This is a genomic window from Streptomyces sp. SS1-1, assembly GCF_008973465.1.
Classification (GTDB): domain Bacteria; phylum Actinomycetota; class Actinomycetes; order Streptomycetales; family Streptomycetaceae; genus Streptomyces.
Window position 1 is genome coordinate 1,256,340 of sequence record NZ_WBXN01000004.1, and the last position, 16,542, is coordinate 1,272,881.

The following is a 16,542-nucleotide window of genomic DNA, read 5'->3' on the forward strand; positions in this document are numbered from 1 at the left end:
GGCGCCACCCGTGGCGTGCACGAGGGGCCGTCGCCACGCTGGTGGGCGCCGGATGGCTCACCACGTATCGGCATGCATGAGTATGCAGAGGTCTGCATGATTCGTCAATCCGAGTCGGGGTGAGCCGCGCGCGATCGGAACGCGCGGGTCTCTGTTTGAACACGGGTAACCGCTTACTCGTATCTCCCGGCGAGCGCAGGCGCCGCGTTCCTCCCCGACGGCACAACGAACCCGAGTGAGGCATCCGTATGTCCAGGGCTCTTCCGAAGTACCACAAGCGTCGTGTCGCGTTCGTCGGCGGCGCCGCCGCGGTGGCGCTGTCCGGCACGGTGATCGCCGGTTTCGCCCTGGCCGGCGAGTCCGGGCAGGGCGCCGAGCCCGTCCGCACGCTGGCCGGTCCGGGCACGATCAGCTGCCCCGACGTCACCGGCGAACTGCCCGCGGTCCCCGCCTCCGCCCAGGCCGAGGTCGACCGCACCCTCGCCCAGCTCCAGACCCAGATCGCCGAGGCCAACCAGCGCCTGGCCGACACCGTCGGCCAGGGCGGCCCCAACTTCGTCCAGAACGCCATCCTCGGCCCACTCAAGGACAAGCGCGTCGCCGCGCTCAACCGCATCGAGACCGCCATCGGCCGCGCGGCAGCGAAGCCCGACGGGCTGGAGGCGTTCGCCGCCTGCACGCTCACCCGGTGACGTGACAGGCAGCCGTGGCCGCCCCGTTGGCACGCCGGCCGGGGCGGCCGCGGTGACACCGGGACGGCCGTACGGCGGCGGCGCGGCGGCGGCACGGGAAATCCTTAGACAGCCGAACGAACAGCGCCCATAATCGATTGACGTGGGCAAAACTTATGAACGCATCGACGGCAGGCTCCGCACGTTCATCGAGGAGCAGCCGCTCTTCTTCACCGCCACCGCGCCGCTCGCGGCCGACGGCACCGTCAACCTCTCCCCCAAGGGCCTGAAGGGCTCGTTCGCGGTCCTCGACGAACACACCGTGGCCTACCTGGACTTCGCCGGCTCCAACGCCGAGACGGTCGCGCACCTGCGGGAGAACGGCCGGATCACCCTCATGTGGTGCGCCTTCCAGGGCCCGCCGAACATCGTGCGCGTGCACGGCCGCGGCGAGGCCGTCTTCCGCGACGACCCGCGCTTCACCGGACTCCTCGGGCACTTCTCCGGCATCGACCCGGCCCAGCACGGCCTGCGGGCCGTCATCGTCGTCCACGCCGAGCTCGTCCGGGACACCTGCGGGTACGCCGTCCCCCTGATGACGTACGACGAGGACCGCGATCTGCACGCCAGGCGCTTCGCCCGCGAGGACGACGCGTCGCTGGACGCGTACTTCACCAAGAAGGAGTACATCGCGACCAGCATGGACGGACTTCCCGGGCTGCCGTTGCCGCTGCCCCCCTCTAGCTTCTGAGGCATGCGCCGTGCCGCCCTCGCCCTCGTGTCCGTCTCCGTCTCCCTCCTCACGCTCGGTGCCACGCCGGGCCGGGCGCCGGACCCGCTGCCCGGCCGGATGGCCGACACCGGGGGCGGCACCCAGCTGATCACCGCCGTGGCGCCCGGGACCGGCTCCACCGAGGGGACGGTGACCTGGTGGGACCGGGCCGACGGGCGCTGGGTGCGGGCGGGTTCGGCGCCGGCGCGGTTCGGGGCCAAGGGCCTGGTCCAGGGGACGGGCCGGAAGCAGGGCACGAACACGACGCCGACCGGGCTGTTCCGGCTGCCGTACGCCTTCGGCATCGAGGCCGCGCCGCCCGGGACGGCGTACACCTACCGCCGGGTGCGCGAGGACTCCTGGTGGTGCCAGGACAACGACTCGGCCGCGTACAACCGCTGGAGCCAGCCGCTCGCCCCCGACTGCCGGCCCGCCGAGTCGGAGCACCTGATCACCTACGGCTCCCGCTACGCGCACGCCCTCGTCATCGGCTTCAACTACACCCGCCCGGTGAAGGGACGCGGCGCCGGGATCTTCCTCCACGTCAACGGGCGCGGGGCGACGGCGGGTTGTGTGTCGGTGCCCCGGGACGCGATGAGGAGCATCCTCGAATGGGCCGATCCCGGACGCAAGCCGCACATCGCGATCGGCACCGCGTCCGGCTCCACCGCGATCACCCGGTACTGACCGGGAACCGCTGAACACACGGGCCTCCCCGCACGTATCTCTGGGCCAAGGGACCACGTCAACCCCCTTGCTCCCGTCCCCGGAGGAACCGTGACCACCACGCTCGCAGGCGGCCGTGCCGCCCGCCGCCAGACGATGCGCCGCATCCGTCCGCGCCGCTCCCCGGCCGTCCCGCTGGTCGTCGCCCTGTGGGCGGGCGCGGCGGCGGTGCTGTGGCTGTGGTGGGACAACACGCCGTCCCTCGCGGACAACACGGCGAAGATCCTCGCCGCCGGGCGCATCACCGGTCTGCTCGCCGGCTATCTGATGGCGCTGGTCGTCCTGCAGATGGCGCGGGTGCCCGCGCTGGAGCGGCGGGTGGGCTCGGACCGGGTCGCCCGCTGGCACGCCATGAGCGGCCGGTACACGGTCTGCCTGGTCGTCGCGCACGTCTTCCTGACGATGTGGGCCTACGCCCTGCAGAGCGGCCGGACCCTCGGTGACGTCGTCCAGCAGACGATCGACTCCGTCAACACGCTGCCCGACATGGGCAAGGCGGCCATCGGTACCGGGCTGCTGTTCGTCATCGCGTTCATCTCCGTCGGCGGCATCCGGCGCCGCGTCCCGTACGACACCTGGTACCACGTGCACCTGCTGACGTACGCGGCGGTGTTCCTGACGTTCTGGCACCAGATCACCACCGGCAACGAGTTCGCCGTCGAGCCCACCGCGAAGACCTTCTGGTACGGCCTGTACGGGGCGGTCACCGCGCTGGTGCTCTGGTACCGGGTCATCACCCCGGTCCGCCTGAACCTGCGGCACCGGATGTACGTCGAGGCCGTCATCGAGGAGACGCCCGGCATCGTGTCGGTGCTGATCGGCGGGCGCAAGCTGCACCGGATGGGCGCGGAGGCCGGGCATTTCTTCCGCTGGCGGTTCAAGGCGCCGGGCATGCGGTTCAGCTCGCACCCCTACTCGCTGTCGGCGGCGCCCCGCCCGGACATGCTGCGGATCACGGTCAAGGCGATCGGCGACCACACGTCCCGGCTGCGCGAACTGAGGCCCGGCACCAAGGTGTGGGCGGAGGGCCCCTACGGCGCCCTGACGGCCCAGCGCCGCAGCCGGGGCAAGGTGCTGCTGGTGGCCGGCGGGGTCGGCATCACGCCGATGCGGGCCCTGTTCGAGACGCTGCCGGGCGCCTCCGGCGACATCACCCTGCTCTACCGGGCCAACAGCACCCAGGACCTGGCGCTGTGGGACGAGCTGTCGGCCATCGCCGACGAGCGCGGTGCCCGGCTGATGTACGCGGTCAACAGCCCGGACGGTGAGCGTCCGGACATCTCGGCGGAGCGGCTGCGGCAGAAGCTGCCGGACATCGACCAGCACGACGTCTTCCTCTGCGGCCCGCCCGGGTTCGCGCAGTCCGTGTACGAGGCGCTGCGCGGCGCCGGAGTGCCCGCCCGCCGCATCCACCACGAGTCGTTCGAGATGTGAGCGACCGGACTTCGAGTCATCACCACTCCAGGAGCTGTGGAAAGCCATGAGGAAGAGCCACCCCATCCGGCGTTTCGTGCTGGCCGGTGCGGCCACCGTGTCGGGGATCGTGCTGCTGCTGTCGCTGAAGCCGGCGACCGACCCGGCGTCCGCCCAGGCGGCCGGCGGCGCGGCACCCCCGGTGGCGGCCTCGCCGCAGGGCGGTGCGCAGGCCGCCGGAGCGGGCACGGTCACCGGTGACGCGGCGCGCACCCAGTACGGCGCGGTCCAGGTCCGGCTGACCGTGGCCAACGGGAAGATCACGAAGGCGGAGGCCGTCCAGGCACCCAAGGGCGGCCAGAGCGACCAGGTCACCGCGAACGCGGTGCCCAAGCTCAACCAGGCGGCGGTGGCGGCCCAGAGCGCCGACATCGACGCCGTGTCCGGGGCGACCTACACCAGCGCCGGGTACAAGCAGTCCCTGCAGTCGGCGATCGACAAGGCGAACGCGGCCGCGGGCGCCGGGCAGGGGTCGGGCGGCCAGGACTCCGGCGGGGGCGCGGCACAGGCCCGTACCGTCACCGGCGCCGTCGCGCAGACCCAGTACGGGGCGGTCCAGGTCCGTGTCACGGTCAGCGGCGGGAAGATCACCAAGGCGGAGGCCGTGAAGGCGCCGAGCGGCGGGCAGAGCACCAACATCACCGCGAACGCGGTGCCGAAGCTCAACCAGGCGGCCGTGGCGGCCGGCAGCGCCGACATCGACGCCGTGTCCGGGGCGACCTACACCAGCGCCGGATACAAGGAGTCCCTGCAGTCGGCCCTGGACCAGGCCGGTGGCTGACACGGTGGTGGAACCGACACCAGCTCCCGCCGCGGTACGTCGTGCGGAGGAGGTCATGGGGACGGTCGTCTCCTTCGACGTCCGCGGCGGGGATCCCGACGCCGTCCGGTCGGCCCTGGACGAGGCGGTCGCCGGGCTGCACCGGGTCGACGAGGTGTTCAGCACGTACCGCGACGACAGCCAGGTCTCCCGGCTGGCGCGCGGGGAGATCACGCTGGACGACTGCGATCCGGAGGTGGCCGAGGTGCTCGAACTGGGCGCCGAGGCCGAGCGGTCGAGCGGCGGCTGGTTCAGCACGTCGTACGCGGGGAGCGTGGACCCGACCGGCGTCGTCAAGGGCTGGTCGGTCGAGCGCGCGGCGCGGAGTCTCACCGCGGTCCCCGGGGTGACCGGGGTGAGCGTGAACGGCGGCGGCGATGTGCAGCTGCTCGGGACGCCGGGTCCCCGGCGCCCGTGGCGGGTGGGCGTGGCCGACCCGCTGCGTCCCGGAGGGCTCGCCGCGGTCGTCTCGGCGGCCGGACTGGACGAGCTGGCGGTGGCCACCTCCGGCACGGCCGAGCGGGGCGCCCATATCGTCGATCCGCGCACGGGCCGCTCGGCGGTCACGGACCTGGTGGCCGTGACGGTGACCGCCCCCCGGCTGACCTGGGCGGACTGCTGGGCGACGGCGGCCTTCGCGATGGGGTCGCGGGAGGGTCTGGCCTGGCTGGAGTCGCTGCCGGACGTGGAGGCGCTGCTGATCACCGCGGGCGACGAGGTGCGCTGCACGGGAGGGCTGGCGGCCCGCCTGGGCTGAGGCGGGCCCGCCCCCGCTCAGTGGGTGTTCTGGGCGAGCCTCAGCAGGTGGTCGGCGAGCGCCTGGCCGCCCGTGGGGTTCCGGCTGATCAGCATCAGGGTGTCGTCGCCGGCGATCGTGCCGAGGATGTCGTGCAGTTCGGCCTGGTCGATGGCCGACGCCAGGAACTGGGCCGCCCCCGGAGGGGTGCGCAGGACCACGAGGTTCGCCGAGGCCTCCGCGGAGATCAGCAGTTCCTGGGAGAGCCGCCGCATCCGCTCCTCCTTGGCGGACTCCCCGAGCGGGGCGCGGGGCGTACGGAAGCCGCCCTCGCTGGGCACCGCGTAGATGAGGTCGCCGTCGTTGTTGCGGATCTTGACGGCGTTCAGCTCGTCGAGGTCGCGGGAGAGCGTCGCCTGGGTGACGCTCAGCCCGTCGTCGGCGAGCAGCTTCGCCAGCTGACTCTGCGACCGCACCGGCTGCCGGTTGAGGATGTCCACGATCCGGCGGTGACGTGCGGTGCGGGTCTGCGGCACGGCGGGGCCCGCGGCCCCGTTCGCGCCGTTGTGCCCGTGGTCCTGCGCCTGGCTCATCGTCGTCTCATTCTCCGGATCCGTCCCCTGCGGCCACGTCCAGGATGCCCGGCAGGGCCTGAAGAAGCGCTTCCACTTCGTCGTCGCCCAGGTTCAGCGGCGGCATCAGCCGTACGACATCGGGGGCGGGCGCGTTCACCAGGAAACCGGCGTCCTGGGCCGCCTGCTGCACACCGGCGGCGTGCGGCCCGGTGAGCACGATACCGAGGAGCAGTCCCGCGCCCCGGACATGGTCGATCATCGGGTGGCCGAGGGCCTCGACGCCGTCGCGCAGTTTCTCGCTCTGGCGCTTGACGTTCTCCAGCAGTCCGTCGTCCGCGATGGTGTCCAGGACGGCGAGGCCGGCCGCGCAGGCGACCGGGTTGCCGCCGAAGGTCGTGCCGTGCTGACCGGGCCTGAGCAGGTCCGCGGCCCGCCCGAAGGCGACCGTGGCGCCGAGCGGCAGTCCGCCGCCGAGCTGCTTGGCGAGGGTGACGACGTCCGGGAGGACGCCTTCGTGGGCCTGGTAGGCGAACCAGTGCCCGGTGCGGCCGATGCCGGTCTGCACCTCGTCGAGGACGAGCAGCGCGCCCGTGGCGGCGGTGATGGCCCGCGCCGCCTTCAGATAGCCGGCCGGCGGGACGACGACGCCGTTCTCGCCCTGGATGGGCTCGATGATGACGAGGGCCGTCTCGTCGGTGACGGCCGCGGCCAGGGCCTGCGCGTCGCCGTAGGGGACGTGGGTGACGTCGCCGGGCAGCGGCAGGAAGGGGTCGCGCTTGCCGGGCTGGCCGGTCAGCGCGAGGGCGCCCATGGTGCGGCCGTGGAAGCCGCCGTCGGTGGCGACGACATGAGTGCGGCCGGTGAGCCGGCCCACCTTGAACGCGGCCTCGTTGGCCTCGGCGCCGGAGTTGCAGAAGAAGACCCTGCCCTCCCGGCCGAACAGCTGGAGCAGCCGTTCGGCGAGGGCGACGGTCGGCTCCGCCATGAAGAAGTTGGAGATGTGGCCGAGGGAGGCGATCTGCCGGCTCACGGCCTCGACGATCGCCGGGTGGGCGTGGCCGAGCGCGTTGGTGGCGATGCCGCCGACCCAGTCGAGGTACCGGGTGCCCTCGGCGTCCCAGACCTTCAGGCCCTCGCCGCGCACCAGGGGGAGCCGCGGGGTGCCGTAGTTGTTCATGAGCGAGCCCTGCCACCGCTGGGCGTACTCCTGGTTGGCGGTCACTGCGCGTCCCCCTCCGGCGCGTCCGGCACGACCATCGTGCCGATTCCCTCATCGGTGAAGATCTCCAGCAGGATCGAGTGCTGGACCCGGCCGTCGATGACGCGGGCGGTGGTGACGCCGTTGCGTACGGCGTGCAGGCAGCCCTCCATCTTCGGCACCATGCCCGAGCTGAGTTCGGGCAGCAGTTTCTCCAGCTGGGAGGCGGTGAGGCGGCTGATCACCTCGTCGCTGTGCGGCCAGTCCTCGTAGAGGCCCTCGACGTCCGTGAGGACCATGAGAGTCTCCGCTCCCAGCGCAGCCGCGAGTGCCGCAGCCGCCGTATCAGCATTGACGTTGTAGACATGCCCGTCGTCCTGACTGCGGGCGATGGAGGAGACGACCGGGATGCGGCCGTCGGCGAGCAGGGCCTCGATCGCGCCCGTGTCGATCTCGGTGATCTCGCCCACCCGCCCGATGTCGACCGGTTCGCCGTCGATCTCGGGCCGGTGCTTGGTGGCGGTGATGGTGTGCGCGTCCTCGCCGGTCAGACCGACGGCGAGCGGACCGTGCTGGTTGAGCAGGTTGACCAGCTCGCGCTGGACCTGCCCGGCGAGCACCATCCGTACGACGTCCATGGCGTCCTCGGTGGTCACCCTGAGCCCGGCCTTGAACTCGCTGACGATGCCGTGCTTGTCGAGGGCGGCGCTGATCTGCGGGCCGCCGCCGTGCACGACGACCGGCTTGAGCCCGGCGTGGTGCAGGAACACGACGTCCTGGGCGAACGCGGCCTTCAGGTCCTCGTCGACCATGGCGTTGCCGCCGAATTTGATGACGACGGTTCTGCCGTTGTGGCGGACGAGCCAGGGCAGCGCCTCGATGAGGATCTGGGCCTTGGGGAGCGCGGTGTGCTTCCGCGTCGTGTTGCTCATGACGAGTAGGCGCTGTTCTCGTGGACGTAGTCCGCGGTGAGGTCGTTGGTCCAGATCGTGGCGGTCTCGGAGCCGGCCGCGAGGTCGGCGACGATGTGCACCTCGCGGTAGCGCATGTCGACCTTCTCCCGGTCCTCGCCGACGCCGCCGTTCTTGCAGACCCAGACGCCGTTGATGGCGACGTTGAGCCGGTCCGGCTCGAAGGCGGCCTTCGTCGTGCCGATCGCGGACAGTACCCGGCCCCAGTTGGGGTCCTCGCCGTGGACAGCGCACTTGAGGAGGTTGTTGCGGGCGATGGTGCGGCCCACCTCGACGGCGTCGTCCTCGGACGCGGCGTTGACGACCTCGATCCTGATGTCCTTGCTGGCGCCCTCGGCGTCCCGGATGAGCTGCTGCCCGAGGTCGTCGCAGACCTGCCGGACCGCCTCGGCGAACTCCTCGTAGGCCGGGGTGACGCCGGACGCGCCGGAGGAGAGCAGCAGGACGGTGTCGTTGGTGGACATGCAGCCGTCGGAGTCGACCCGGTCGAAGGTGACCCGGGTGGCGGCCCGCAGCGCCTTGTCCAGCGTCGCGTCGTCGAGGTCGGCGTCCGTGGTGAGGACGACCAGCATGGTGGCGAGGCCGGGGGCGAGCATGCCGGCGCCCTTGGCCATGCCGCCGACGGTCCAGCCTCCCCCAGACTCCGTCCGGGGGGACCCCCAGGTCACCACGGACGTCTTGTGGACGGTGTCGGTGGTCTTGATGGCGATGGCGGCCTTCTCGCCGCCGTGCTCGGAGAGCTGCCCGGCGGCCGTCTCGATGCCCGGGAGCAGCTTGTCCATGGGCAGCAGGACGCCGATCAGACCGGTCGAGCACACGGCGATCTCGATGGCGCCCCGGCCGAGCACCTCGGCCGCCTTCTCGGCGGTGGCGTGGGTGTCCTGGAAGCCCTTCGGTCCCGTACAGGCGTTGGCGCCACCGGAGTTGAGGACGACGGCCGACACCTGGCCGCCCTTGAGGACCTGCTCGGACCACAGCACGGGCGCGGCCTTGACGCGGTTGGAGGTGAACACGCCCGCGGCGGCTCGGCGCGGCCCGGTGTTGACCACGAGGGCCAGGTCCGGGTTGCCGTTCTCCTTGATCCCGGCGGCGATCCCCGCCGCCGTGAATCCCTTGGCTGCCGTCACACTCACGGCGCGACTCCGATCGTGGAAAGCCCGGTGCTCTCGTCGAGCCCCAGGGCGATGTTCATGCTCTGGACGGCACCGCCCGCGGTGCCCTTGGTGAGGTTGTCGATGGCGCTGATCGCGATGACGCGGCCCGCGGCCTCGTCGTACGCGACCTGCACCTGCACGGCGTTGGAACCGTGGACGGAGGCGGTGGCGGGCCACTGCCCCTCGGGGAGGAGGTGGACGAACGGCTCGTCGGCGAACGCCTTCTCGTAGGCGGCGCGCACCGCCCCGGCGCCGACGCCGTCCTTGGCGCGGGCGCTGCACGTGGCGAGGATGCCGCGGGGCATCGGCGCGAGGGTCGGCGTGAAGGAGACGGAGACCCGCTCCCCCGCGGCCGCGCTGAGGTTCTGGATCATCTCGGGGGTGTGCCGGTGCCCGCCGCCGACGCCGTACGGCGTCATGGAGCCCATGACCTCGCTGCCCAGCAGGTGCGGCTTGGGCGCCTTGCCGGCACCGGACGTGCCGGAGGCGGCGACGATCACGGCCTCCGGTTCGGCGAGGCCGGCCTCGTAGGCGGGGAAGAGGGCCAGTGAGACGGCGGTCGGGTAGCAGCCGGGGACCGCGATACGCCGGGAACCCTCCAGCGCGGCGCGGCCGCCCGGCAGCTCGGGCAGTCCGTACGGCCAGGTCCCGGCGTGCGGGGAGCCGTAGAACCGCTCCCAGTCACCGGCGTCCTTCAGCCGGAAGTCGGCTCCCATGTCGACGACGAGCACGTCGGGGCCGAGCTGCTCGGCGACGGCGGCGGACTGCCCGTGCGGCAGGGCGAGGAAGACGACGTCGTGCCCGGCCAGCGCCTCGGGCGTGGTCGGGGCCAGCACCCGGTCGGCGAGCGGCAGCAGGTGCGGCTGGAGCGCCCCGAGGCGCTGTCCCGCGTTGCTGTTGCCGGTCAGGACGCCGATCTCGACCTCGGGGTGCACCAGGAGCAGACGCAGCAGTTCCCCGCCCGCGTATCCGCTCGCTCCGGCCACTGCCGCACGTACCGCCATGGATGCCTCCTCCTTGATGGCATGACTATACGTTTCGCCGCAGTTTTATGCAATCCATTCACGGGCGGGCGGCGGCGCGAGAGACAGACGCGAAGAAGCGCGCGTTCACCACTGCCGTGCCGCACGCGTCCCCATGCTGATCACCGGGTGATCGCCGATCGCGCGCCCCGCTCCACCAGGGCGGAACACTCCGGGCAGTCGGAGACGACCGGGTGCACGCAGTGCACCAGGTGGGCCAGGAACCGGTCGGCCAGTTCGAGGTCCGCGATGTGTTCGGCGATCCGGGCGCGCTTCGCGTCGATCAGGCCGATGCGGTCCGCCCGTTCCCCCGCCACGAGTTCACCGATCTCGGCGAGTGACAGCCCGGACCGCCGGGCGATCTGGATGAGGCGGGCCCGGCCCACGGTCTGGTCGTCGTAGACGCGATGCCCGGAGGGCAGCCGGCGCGGGGTGAGCAGTCCGAGGTCCTCCCAGTGCCGGAGGACATGGGTGGCCACCCCGAGCAGGGCGGCCGCATCGCCGATCTTCAACTCCGCCACGGACAGCACACTCCTTTACTTCAGGTCGGCCTGAAGTAATACCGTCCCGCCATCGAACCCACCACCCGATCGTGAGAGGGACAGGGCCGCCATGTCCGACGCTGTGAGATCACCGACGCCGGCCGCGTGCTGTGGCGCGGTCGCGAGCCTGGCCGCGGGTCTTGTGCGTCCCCGACGCCGCGACGAGCGGTTTCTGCGCGGCTTGACCGACGCGGGGTTACCGGACACGGCCGTGTCGGTCACGGTGTCCGCGCTGAGACAGGTGCCGCGGTCCGTGCCCACCGCGCTGATCGTGGAGGGGCTGCGGCACCCGCGGCGCATCGCGAACTCGCTGCTGTCGTTCGTGATCACCCATCCGGAGGCGACGTTCATCGTGGATCCGGGTGTCTGCCTGGACGTCGGCAGCCGCGCCATCGCGGAACTGCCGCCGGTCCTGCGGGTCGCGGTGCGGCCCCCGGCGGACACCGTCGCCACCGTCACCGCGCTGCATGAGCGGCCGGGTCCCGACCTGGACTTCGCGCTGCCGACGCACGCGCACTGGGACCACGTGTGTGGGCTCCTCGATCTCCCCGAACTGCCGGTACTCCTGCACCGCCGCGAACACGACTGGGTCGCGCGAGGCCCGATCGCGCCCGTGGGGGGCGTCCGGGGGGCTCTGCGCGGCCGGGACATCGTCCCGTACGAACTGGACGGCCCGCCGATCCTCACCTTCGCCGCCGGCCACGACCTCTTCGGGGACGGTTCCGTCGTGCTCGTCGACCTCGCGGGACACACCCCTGGCAGCGTCGGGGTACTGGCGCACACGGCAGCGGGCTGGGTGCTGCTCGCCGGCGACGCCGCCTGGCACACCGCCCAGATCGACCTCATCCGGCAGAAGGCCGGCTATCCCGGCAGGCTCGCCGACGAGGACCGGGACGAGACCTTCCGGACCCTGCACCGCCTGCACGCCGTCAAGGACCGGGTCACGATCATCCCGACACACGACCACCGGGCGGCCCGGCAGCTGCCGACCTGATGTCGACGGGCGTCACCGAGTGATCGCTCGCCGCACCACCGTGCAGCGGGGCGCGTCGCCGCGCGGACACCTCTATCTCGATCCTCATCCTCGGGTCGGCGAGACCGCACACGAGCATCGTCGCGGCCGGCTGGACGTCGCCGAAACGGCGGCGCAGGACCGGCCAGCAGGGCTCGAAGTCCTCGCGGTCCGGCAGGAGGTAGCGCACACGCACCACGTCGGCGAAGGTGCACCCCGCCTCGGCCAGTGCGGCCCCGATGTTGCGCAGGCACTGTTCGGCCTGCTCCACCACATCGTCGGAGATCGTCATGGTGGTGTAGTCGAACCCGGTCGTCCCGGACACATGCACCCGGTCGCCGTCGACCACGGCACGGGCATAGCCGATCTGCTCCTCGAAGGTCGAGCCGCTGAGGATCGCACGTCGCTCTGTCATGCGCCGCACGCTAGGTGACCGGCAGGGGCACGTCCATCACGGCGCCGTGCAGGGAAGATGAGGGGGAACGAAGAGCGTCGACGGGTTCCGCGGGGCCCGATGTGCCGGAAGAGAGGGACGGGATGGGCGAGTTCTGGCCGGTGCCGGAGGTACTGGGCTATCTGGCCGGCGACTGGCGGGTCACGCGTTCCGTGTGCGATCTCGCGAGCGGTGACGAGGGCGCGTTCACCGGTACGACGGTCTTCGGCCCCCTGGAGGAGGGCGGACTGCTGCACCACGAGTCCGGCGAGTTCGTCTGGCGCGGGGTGCCCCGGCCCGCGGAGCGCACCCTGCGCTTCCTGCCCGGCGGCGCACCCGGCACGGCCGATGTGCGGTTCGCCGACGGCCGCCCGTTCCACGACCTGGATCTGCGCACCGGCCGCCACATCGCGGACCATCCCTGCTCGGCGGACCTCTACCGGGGCGACTTCACGGTCCGGGACGCCGACCACTGGCGGACCGTGTGGCGCGTGCGCGGACCCGCCAAGGACCTGGTCCTCACCACGGACTACGCGCGCGTGGTCTGAGCCGAGGTGCCCTCCAGGCGCAGGTTCCAGCGGCCGGCGTGCCCGATGACGGTGGTCGCCGACAGCGGTCTGACATCGATGTTCCAGTACGTCGACGGCGGCACCTTCAGGGCGTAGACCAGCGCGGCCCGGATCACGGACGGCTCGGCCACCGCCACGATCCGGTCGCCGTCCTCGACGGGCCGGGTGTCGAGCCAGCCGCCGACCCGGGAGATGAACGCGATCAGCGACTCGCCGCCGTGCGGGGTGCCGCGCGGGTCGGCGAGCCAGGCGTCCACCGCGTCGGGCTCCCGGGCCATCGCCTCGCCCAGCGTGAGCCCGCGCCAGCGGCCCATGTCGCAGTCCCGCAGGGCCAGCTGGACCAGCGGGGCGTAACCGAGGGCGTCGCCGGTGGCGCGGCTGCGCGGGGTGGGCGAGCAGTAGCGCAGGTCGGCGGCCGCCAGCGGCAGCAGGTCGCGGGCGACGTGTTGCACCTCGTCCCAGCCGGCCTGGTCGAGCGGCCGGTCGTCCTGGAAGCGCTCGGCGAGCAGCGAGGAGCTGCGCGCGGCGGCGACGAACGTGACCCGAAGCGACATGCGGTGATGGTGTGACGGGACGGTGACCAGGTCAAGAGGGAGCGTGCCCATGTCACCGACCGTGGACGCTCCCTCACTGTGTGGTCGGGATCATCCGGGCGGACCCATGTGAAAAGGGCCCTTACAGGTACAGCGCCATCCAGTGCCCCGGGGTCTCCAGCTCCGCGAACCCGAGCTTGGCGTACACCCCGTGGGCGTCGTGCGTGGCGAGCAGGACGCGCCGGACGCCGTACGGGCGCAGGTGCTCGCGCACGGCCCCGACGAGGGCGGTCCCGATGCCCTTGCCGCGCACCGACGGGTCGACGTAGACGTCGCAGAGCCAGGCGAAGGTGGCGCGGTCGGTGACGACCCGGGCGTACGCGGCCTGCTCCCCCGACGCCGTGTCGTACACCCCGAAGTTCAGCGAGCCGTCGATCGCCGCCTCCTGCTTCTCCCGGGGCCGGCCGAGCGCCCAGTAGGCGTCGGTGGACAGCCAGCGGTGCACCCGCTCGCGGTCGAGGCGGGCGGCGTCGGTGGAGATCTCGTAGCCCTCGGCGAGGGGCGGGGTGTCGGTCATGCGCCGAGACTCGCAGGGGCCGTGAGGCCGCGTCGAGCGTTTTTCATCAGGTGGGACGCGGCCGGCGCCCGGCGGTCACAGCACCTCGTCGCAGGCGGCCCGCAGGCGCCGTACGCCCTCGGTGATCTCCCCCGCGCCGGCCACGGCCGCGAAGCTCAACCGGATGTGCGGGGCCGGGGGTTCGGCGCTGAAGTAGGGGCGGCCCGGGGTGATCGCGACTCCGGCGCGCAGGGCGGCGGTGGTCAGGGCGGCCTCGTCGGTGCCGTCGGGCAGGCGCGGCCACAGGTGGTAGCCGCCGGAGGGGATGTGCGGGAGGGCGAGTTCGGGCAGGGACAGGCGCAGGGCGGCGGTCATGGTGTCCCGGCGTGCCCGCAGTTCGGCGGCGACGGCGCGCAGATGCCGGGGCCAGGCGGGCGAGCCGACCAGTTCGACCGCCGCCTCCTGCAGCGGCCGCGGCACGAAGAAGCTGTCGACGACCTGGATCGCGCGCAGCCGCTCCAGCACCGGGCCCCGGGCGGCGAGCGCGCTCACCCGGAAGCTCGGCGAGGTCGCCTTGGTCAGCGAGCACACGTGGACGACGACGCCGTCGGGGTCGTCGGCGGCCAGCGGACGCGGCAGCGGCCCGGCGTCCTCGTGCACCAGCCGCCGTACGAAGTCGTCCTCGACGACGAAGGCGCCGGCCGCGCGCGCGATGCGCAGCACCTCACCGCGCCGCTCGGGCGCGAGCAGGGCGCCGGTCGGGTTCTGGAACAGGGGCTGGCACACGAACACCCGGGCGCCGGTGGCCCGGAAGGCGTCCGCGAGCAGGGCGGGCCGTACACCGTCCGCGTCGACCGGCACCGGGACGGGGCGCAGTCCTGCGGCGCGGGCGATCGCCAGCATGCCCGGGTAGGTGGGCGACTCGACGAGGACCGGGGCCCCGGGAGGCGCGAGGGCCTTCAGGGCCGTCGTCAGGGCGGACTGGCCGCCCGCGGTGATCAGCACTTCGGCGGCCGTGACCGTGCCGCCCGGCCCGCCGATGCCGCGCGCGAACCACTCGCGCAGCTCGGGCAGGCCCTCCATCGGCGGGCGCCCCCAGGCGCCGGGCCGCCGTCCGGCGCGGGACAGCGCGGCGGCCATGGCGCGTTCGGGCTGGAGCGAGGGGTGCAGATAGCCGCCGTTGAACTCGATCACGCCGTGCGAGGGGGCGGCCAGCGACACCAGCACCCCGGAGGCGTCCACCGAGCGCGGCACGAGATCGGTGGCGCTGTCCGCGCTGAGCGTCACCTCCTGCCAGGAGGTGTCCCCGGTGGCGGCGGCCGGCGCGGGCCGTTCGGCGCGGAAGGCGCCGGCGCCGGGCCGGGTGACGACGAGTCCCTCGGCGGCCAGCTGGGCGAGGGCCCGGGAGACGGTCACCGGGCTCACCCGGAAGCGTTCCACCAGGGCTCTGCTCGATGGCAGCTTTCCACCAGGAGAGTAGCGGTCAAGCTCCTGTCGCAACTGATTCGCCAGCTCGCCCACACTGCTACGCTCTTGCATGAGGACTGAGAATAGCGCTACCGCGCCGAGCCCGATAGCAGTCAGCGGCCCCGCCGCGCCGGTCGCTCCCGCCGCTCCCACCACCCCGGTCGTCCGCGGCACGCTGCAGGCCGGCCTCGGGGTCGCGGCCTTCTCCCTGACCTTCCCCGCCACCGCCTGGGGCCTGGAGGGGTTCGGCCCTTGGTCGCTGGTGGCCGTGCGCAGCGTGCTGGCCGCGCTGATCGCGGGCGGCTGTCTGCTGGCGCTGCGCGTGCCGCTCCCCGCCCGCCGCGACTGGGCGGCGCTCGCGGTGGTCGCCGCGGGCACGGTCCTCGGGTTCCCGTTGCTCACCACGCTCGCGCTCCAGTCGTCCACCACCGCGCACGCCGCCGTGGTCGTCGGTCTGCTGCCGCTGACGACGGCCCTGTTCTCCGCGCTGCGGGTCGGGACCCGGCCGTCGCGCACCTTCTGGCTGGCGGCGCTCGCGGGCGCCGCCGCCGTGGTCGCCTTCACCGTCCAGCAGAGCGGCGGCGCCCTCACCACGGCCGACCTGTACCTGTTCGGGGCGCTGCTGGTGTGCGCGGCCGGTTACACCGAGGGCGGCCGGCTGGCCCGGACCATGCCGGGCTGGCAGGTGATCGCCTGGGCGCTGGTGCTGTGCCTGCCGGTGGGCCTGCCGGCCGCCGCGGTGGCGCTGGCGCACGAGCCGGTGCAGTGGACCTGGCACGGCGTGACCGGGCTGCTGTGGGTGGCGGCGGGCTCCCAGTTCCTCGGGCTGGTCGTCTGGTACCGGGGGATGGCCGCCATCGGCATCCCGAAGGCCAGCCAGTTGCAACTGGCCCAGCCCCTGCTCACACTGGTGTGGTCGGTGCTCCTGCTGGGCGAGCACCTGACGGTGGCCGCCCCCCTCACGGCCGCGGCGGTGCTCGTCTGTATCGCCGTGACCCAGCGGGCACGTGGCTGACGGGTCCGTTCCGGCCCGCCTCCCGTCCCCGCCTGGCGCCGTAGACTCAAGGCCACGGACCGCTGCTCCCGCATCTGCTGAGGAGGCCCAACCTATGCGCGCAACCGTGGGCGACCAGCTTGTCCAGCACGGCAGGGTGGTCGGACAGCACGACAAGGCCGGCGAGATCGTCGAGGTCCTGGGCTCGGAGGGGAATCCCCCGTACCGCGTCCGCTTCGAGGACGGGCACGAGGGGCTGTGCTCCCCCGGCCCCGACACCGAGATCCGCCACCGTCACGAGGAGATGTCCCACTGACC

19 protein-coding genes and 1 pseudogene are annotated in these 16,542 nt (G+C 72.7%); 10 read left to right on the forward strand and 10 right to left on the reverse strand.

From position 1 onward, the window contains the following. Window positions 1–248 precede the first annotated feature (248 nt). The 6 genes and pseudogenes from F8R89_RS06840 to F8R89_RS06865 all read left to right on the forward strand — a co-directional run. Window positions 249–683 (forward strand): annotated as a pseudogene (locus tag F8R89_RS06840) (hypothetical protein); the annotation flags it as partial. Between the two features lie 151 nt (window positions 684–834). Continuing rightward, on the forward strand, window positions 835–1,422 hold the full coding sequence (locus tag F8R89_RS06845) for a pyridoxamine 5'-phosphate oxidase family protein (protein ID WP_151783116.1): 588 nt from the start codon (window positions 835–837) through the stop codon (window positions 1,420–1,422). A 3-nt stretch (window positions 1,423–1,425) separates the two neighbouring features. Further along, a complete protein-coding gene (locus tag F8R89_RS06850; RefSeq protein WP_151783117.1) occupies window positions 1,426–2,130 on the forward strand; it encodes a L,D-transpeptidase family protein in 705 nt (234 codons plus the stop codon). A 90-nt stretch (window positions 2,131–2,220) separates the two neighbouring features. After that, a complete protein-coding gene (locus F8R89_RS06855) occupies window positions 2,221–3,603 on the forward strand; it encodes a ferric reductase-like transmembrane domain-containing protein (RefSeq protein WP_192806060.1) in 1,383 nt (460 codons plus the stop codon). Window positions 3,604–3,649: 46 nt separating this feature from the next. Beyond that, window positions 3,650–4,423 carry an FMN-binding protein gene (locus F8R89_RS06860; RefSeq protein WP_151783118.1) on the forward strand — a complete coding sequence of 258 codons (774 nt, stop codon included), beginning with the start codon at window positions 3,650–3,652 and terminating at the stop codon, window positions 4,421–4,423. A gap of 55 nt (window positions 4,424–4,478) precedes the next feature. Then, window positions 4,479–5,219 (forward strand): FAD:protein FMN transferase, encoded by a 741-nt coding sequence (locus F8R89_RS06865; RefSeq protein WP_225994340.1) that lies wholly within the window; start codon window positions 4,479–4,481, stop codon window positions 5,217–5,219. Between the two features lie 17 nt (window positions 5,220–5,236). On the opposite strand, the gene F8R89_RS06870 is transcribed toward F8R89_RS06865, so the two are convergent. From F8R89_RS06870 to F8R89_RS06895, 6 genes are all read right to left on the reverse strand, one after another. Further along, complete coding sequence (locus tag F8R89_RS06870) at window positions 5,237–5,791, reverse strand: arginine repressor (protein ID WP_151783119.1); 555 nt, start codon at window positions 5,789–5,791, stop codon at window positions 5,237–5,239. Window positions 5,792–5,798: 7 nt separating this feature from the next. Then, complete coding sequence (locus F8R89_RS06875; RefSeq protein ID WP_151783120.1) at window positions 5,799–6,995, reverse strand: acetylornithine transaminase; 1,197 nt, start codon at window positions 6,993–6,995, stop codon at window positions 5,799–5,801. After that, complete coding sequence (argB, locus tag F8R89_RS06880) at window positions 6,992–7,903, reverse strand: acetylglutamate kinase (RefSeq protein WP_151783121.1); 912 nt, start codon at window positions 7,901–7,903, stop codon at window positions 6,992–6,994. The genes F8R89_RS06875 and argB overlap by 4 nt, the downstream gene beginning before the upstream one ends. Then, window positions 7,900–9,075 carry a bifunctional glutamate N-acetyltransferase/amino-acid acetyltransferase ArgJ gene (argJ, locus tag F8R89_RS06885; RefSeq protein WP_151783122.1) on the reverse strand — a complete coding sequence of 392 codons (1,176 nt, stop codon included), beginning with the start codon at window positions 9,073–9,075 and terminating at the stop codon, window positions 7,900–7,902. The genes argB and argJ overlap by 4 nt, the downstream gene beginning before the upstream one ends. Then, the gene (gene argC / locus F8R89_RS06890) at window positions 9,072–10,100 is read right to left on the reverse strand and encodes an N-acetyl-gamma-glutamyl-phosphate reductase (RefSeq protein ID WP_151783123.1); all 1,029 of its coding nucleotides are present in this window, start codon (window positions 10,098–10,100) and stop codon (window positions 9,072–9,074) included. Before argC ends, argJ begins: the two co-directional genes overlap by 4 nt. Before the next feature lie 140 nt (window positions 10,101–10,240). Next, window positions 10,241–10,639: a MerR family transcriptional regulator gene (locus F8R89_RS06895; protein ID WP_225994341.1), complete on the reverse strand. Its 399-nt coding sequence runs from the start codon at window positions 10,637–10,639 to the stop codon at window positions 10,241–10,243. Between the two features lie 274 nt (window positions 10,640–10,913). On the opposite strand from F8R89_RS06895, the gene F8R89_RS06900 reads away from it, so the two are divergent. Beyond that, the gene (locus tag F8R89_RS06900; RefSeq protein ID WP_225994342.1) at window positions 10,914–11,654 is read left to right on the forward strand and encodes an MBL fold metallo-hydrolase; all 741 of its coding nucleotides are present in this window, start codon (window positions 10,914–10,916) and stop codon (window positions 11,652–11,654) included. Here F8R89_RS06900 and F8R89_RS06905 read toward each other — a convergent pair. Then, window positions 11,608–12,087 (reverse strand): RidA family protein, encoded by a 480-nt coding sequence (locus F8R89_RS06905; RefSeq protein ID WP_225994343.1) that lies wholly within the window; start codon window positions 12,085–12,087, stop codon window positions 11,608–11,610. The genes F8R89_RS06900 and F8R89_RS06905 overlap by 47 nt on opposite strands. A gap of 122 nt (window positions 12,088–12,209) precedes the next feature. Between F8R89_RS06905 and F8R89_RS06910 the strand changes: the two genes are divergently transcribed. Further along, window positions 12,210–12,653 carry a DUF6314 family protein gene (locus F8R89_RS06910; RefSeq protein WP_151783125.1) on the forward strand — a complete coding sequence of 148 codons (444 nt, stop codon included), beginning with the start codon at window positions 12,210–12,212 and terminating at the stop codon, window positions 12,651–12,653. On the opposite strand, the gene F8R89_RS06915 is transcribed toward F8R89_RS06910, so the two are convergent. The 3 genes from F8R89_RS06915 to F8R89_RS06925 all read right to left on the reverse strand — a co-directional run bounded on the left by F8R89_RS06915 (window position 12,635) and on the right by F8R89_RS06925 (window position 15,302). After that, window positions 12,635–13,228 carry a histidine phosphatase family protein gene (locus F8R89_RS06915; protein WP_151783126.1) on the reverse strand — a complete coding sequence of 198 codons (594 nt, stop codon included), beginning with the start codon at window positions 13,226–13,228 and terminating at the stop codon, window positions 12,635–12,637. The two genes, F8R89_RS06910 and F8R89_RS06915, sit on opposite strands and share 19 nt — an antisense overlap. Window positions 13,229–13,349: 121 nt before the next feature. Beyond that, window positions 13,350–13,784, reverse strand: coding sequence for a GNAT family N-acetyltransferase (locus tag F8R89_RS06920; RefSeq protein ID WP_151783127.1), 435 nt, complete (start codon window positions 13,782–13,784; stop codon window positions 13,350–13,352). A gap of 75 nt (window positions 13,785–13,859) precedes the next feature. After that, the gene (locus tag F8R89_RS06925; RefSeq protein WP_151783128.1) at window positions 13,860–15,302 is read right to left on the reverse strand and encodes a PLP-dependent aminotransferase family protein; all 1,443 of its coding nucleotides are present in this window, start codon (window positions 15,300–15,302) and stop codon (window positions 13,860–13,862) included. Between F8R89_RS06925 and F8R89_RS06930 the strand changes: the two genes are divergently transcribed. Next, window positions 15,301–16,245 (forward strand): DMT family transporter, encoded by a 945-nt coding sequence (locus F8R89_RS06930; protein ID WP_151783129.1) that lies wholly within the window; start codon window positions 15,301–15,303, stop codon window positions 16,243–16,245. The genes F8R89_RS06925 and F8R89_RS06930 overlap by 2 nt on opposite strands. 94 nt (window positions 16,246–16,339) lie before the next feature. After that, window positions 16,340–16,540: a DUF1918 domain-containing protein gene (locus F8R89_RS06935; RefSeq protein ID WP_151783130.1), complete on the forward strand. Its 201-nt coding sequence runs from the start codon at window positions 16,340–16,342 to the stop codon at window positions 16,538–16,540. Window positions 16,541–16,542: the final 2 nt, after the last annotated feature.

Bases quoted from the DNA above. Each gene is read 5' to 3' on its own strand.
- F8R89_RS06850 (WP_151783117.1), top strand. From the start codon at position 1,426: ATGCGCCGTGCCGCCCTCGCCCTCGTGTCCGTCTCCGTCTCCCTCCTC.
- F8R89_RS06860 (WP_151783118.1), top strand. From the start codon at position 3,650: ATGAGGAAGAGCCACCCCATCCGGCGTTTCGTGCTGGCCGGTGCGGCC.
- F8R89_RS06865 (WP_225994340.1), top strand. From the start codon at position 4,479: ATGGGGACGGTCGTCTCCTTCGACGTCCGCGGCGGGGATCCCGACGCC.
- F8R89_RS06870 (WP_151783119.1), bottom strand. From the start codon at position 5,791: ATGAGCCAGGCGCAGGACCACGGGCACAACGGCGCGAACGGGGCCGCG.
- argB (WP_151783121.1), bottom strand. From the start codon at position 7,903: ATGAGCAACACGACGCGGAAGCACACCGCGCTCCCCAAGGCCCAGATC.
- argC (WP_151783123.1), bottom strand. From the start codon at position 10,100: ATGGCGGTACGTGCGGCAGTGGCCGGAGCGAGCGGATACGCGGGCGGG.
- F8R89_RS06905 (WP_225994343.1), bottom strand. From the start codon at position 12,087: ATGACAGAGCGACGTGCGATCCTCAGCGGCTCGACCTTCGAGGAGCAG.
- F8R89_RS06910 (WP_151783125.1), top strand. From the start codon at position 12,210: ATGGGCGAGTTCTGGCCGGTGCCGGAGGTACTGGGCTATCTGGCCGGC.
- F8R89_RS06915 (WP_151783126.1), bottom strand. From the start codon at position 13,228: ATGTCGCTTCGGGTCACGTTCGTCGCCGCCGCGCGCAGCTCCTCGCTG.
- F8R89_RS06920 (WP_151783127.1), bottom strand. From the start codon at position 13,784: ATGACCGACACCCCGCCCCTCGCCGAGGGCTACGAGATCTCCACCGAC.
- F8R89_RS06930 (WP_151783129.1), top strand. From the start codon at position 15,301: ATGAGGACTGAGAATAGCGCTACCGCGCCGAGCCCGATAGCAGTCAGC.
- F8R89_RS06925 (WP_151783128.1), bottom strand. From the start codon at position 15,302: ATGCAAGAGCGTAGCAGTGTGGGCGAGCTGGCGAATCAGTTGCGACAG.
- F8R89_RS06935 (WP_151783130.1), top strand. From the start codon at position 16,340: ATGCGCGCAACCGTGGGCGACCAGCTTGTCCAGCACGGCAGGGTGGTC.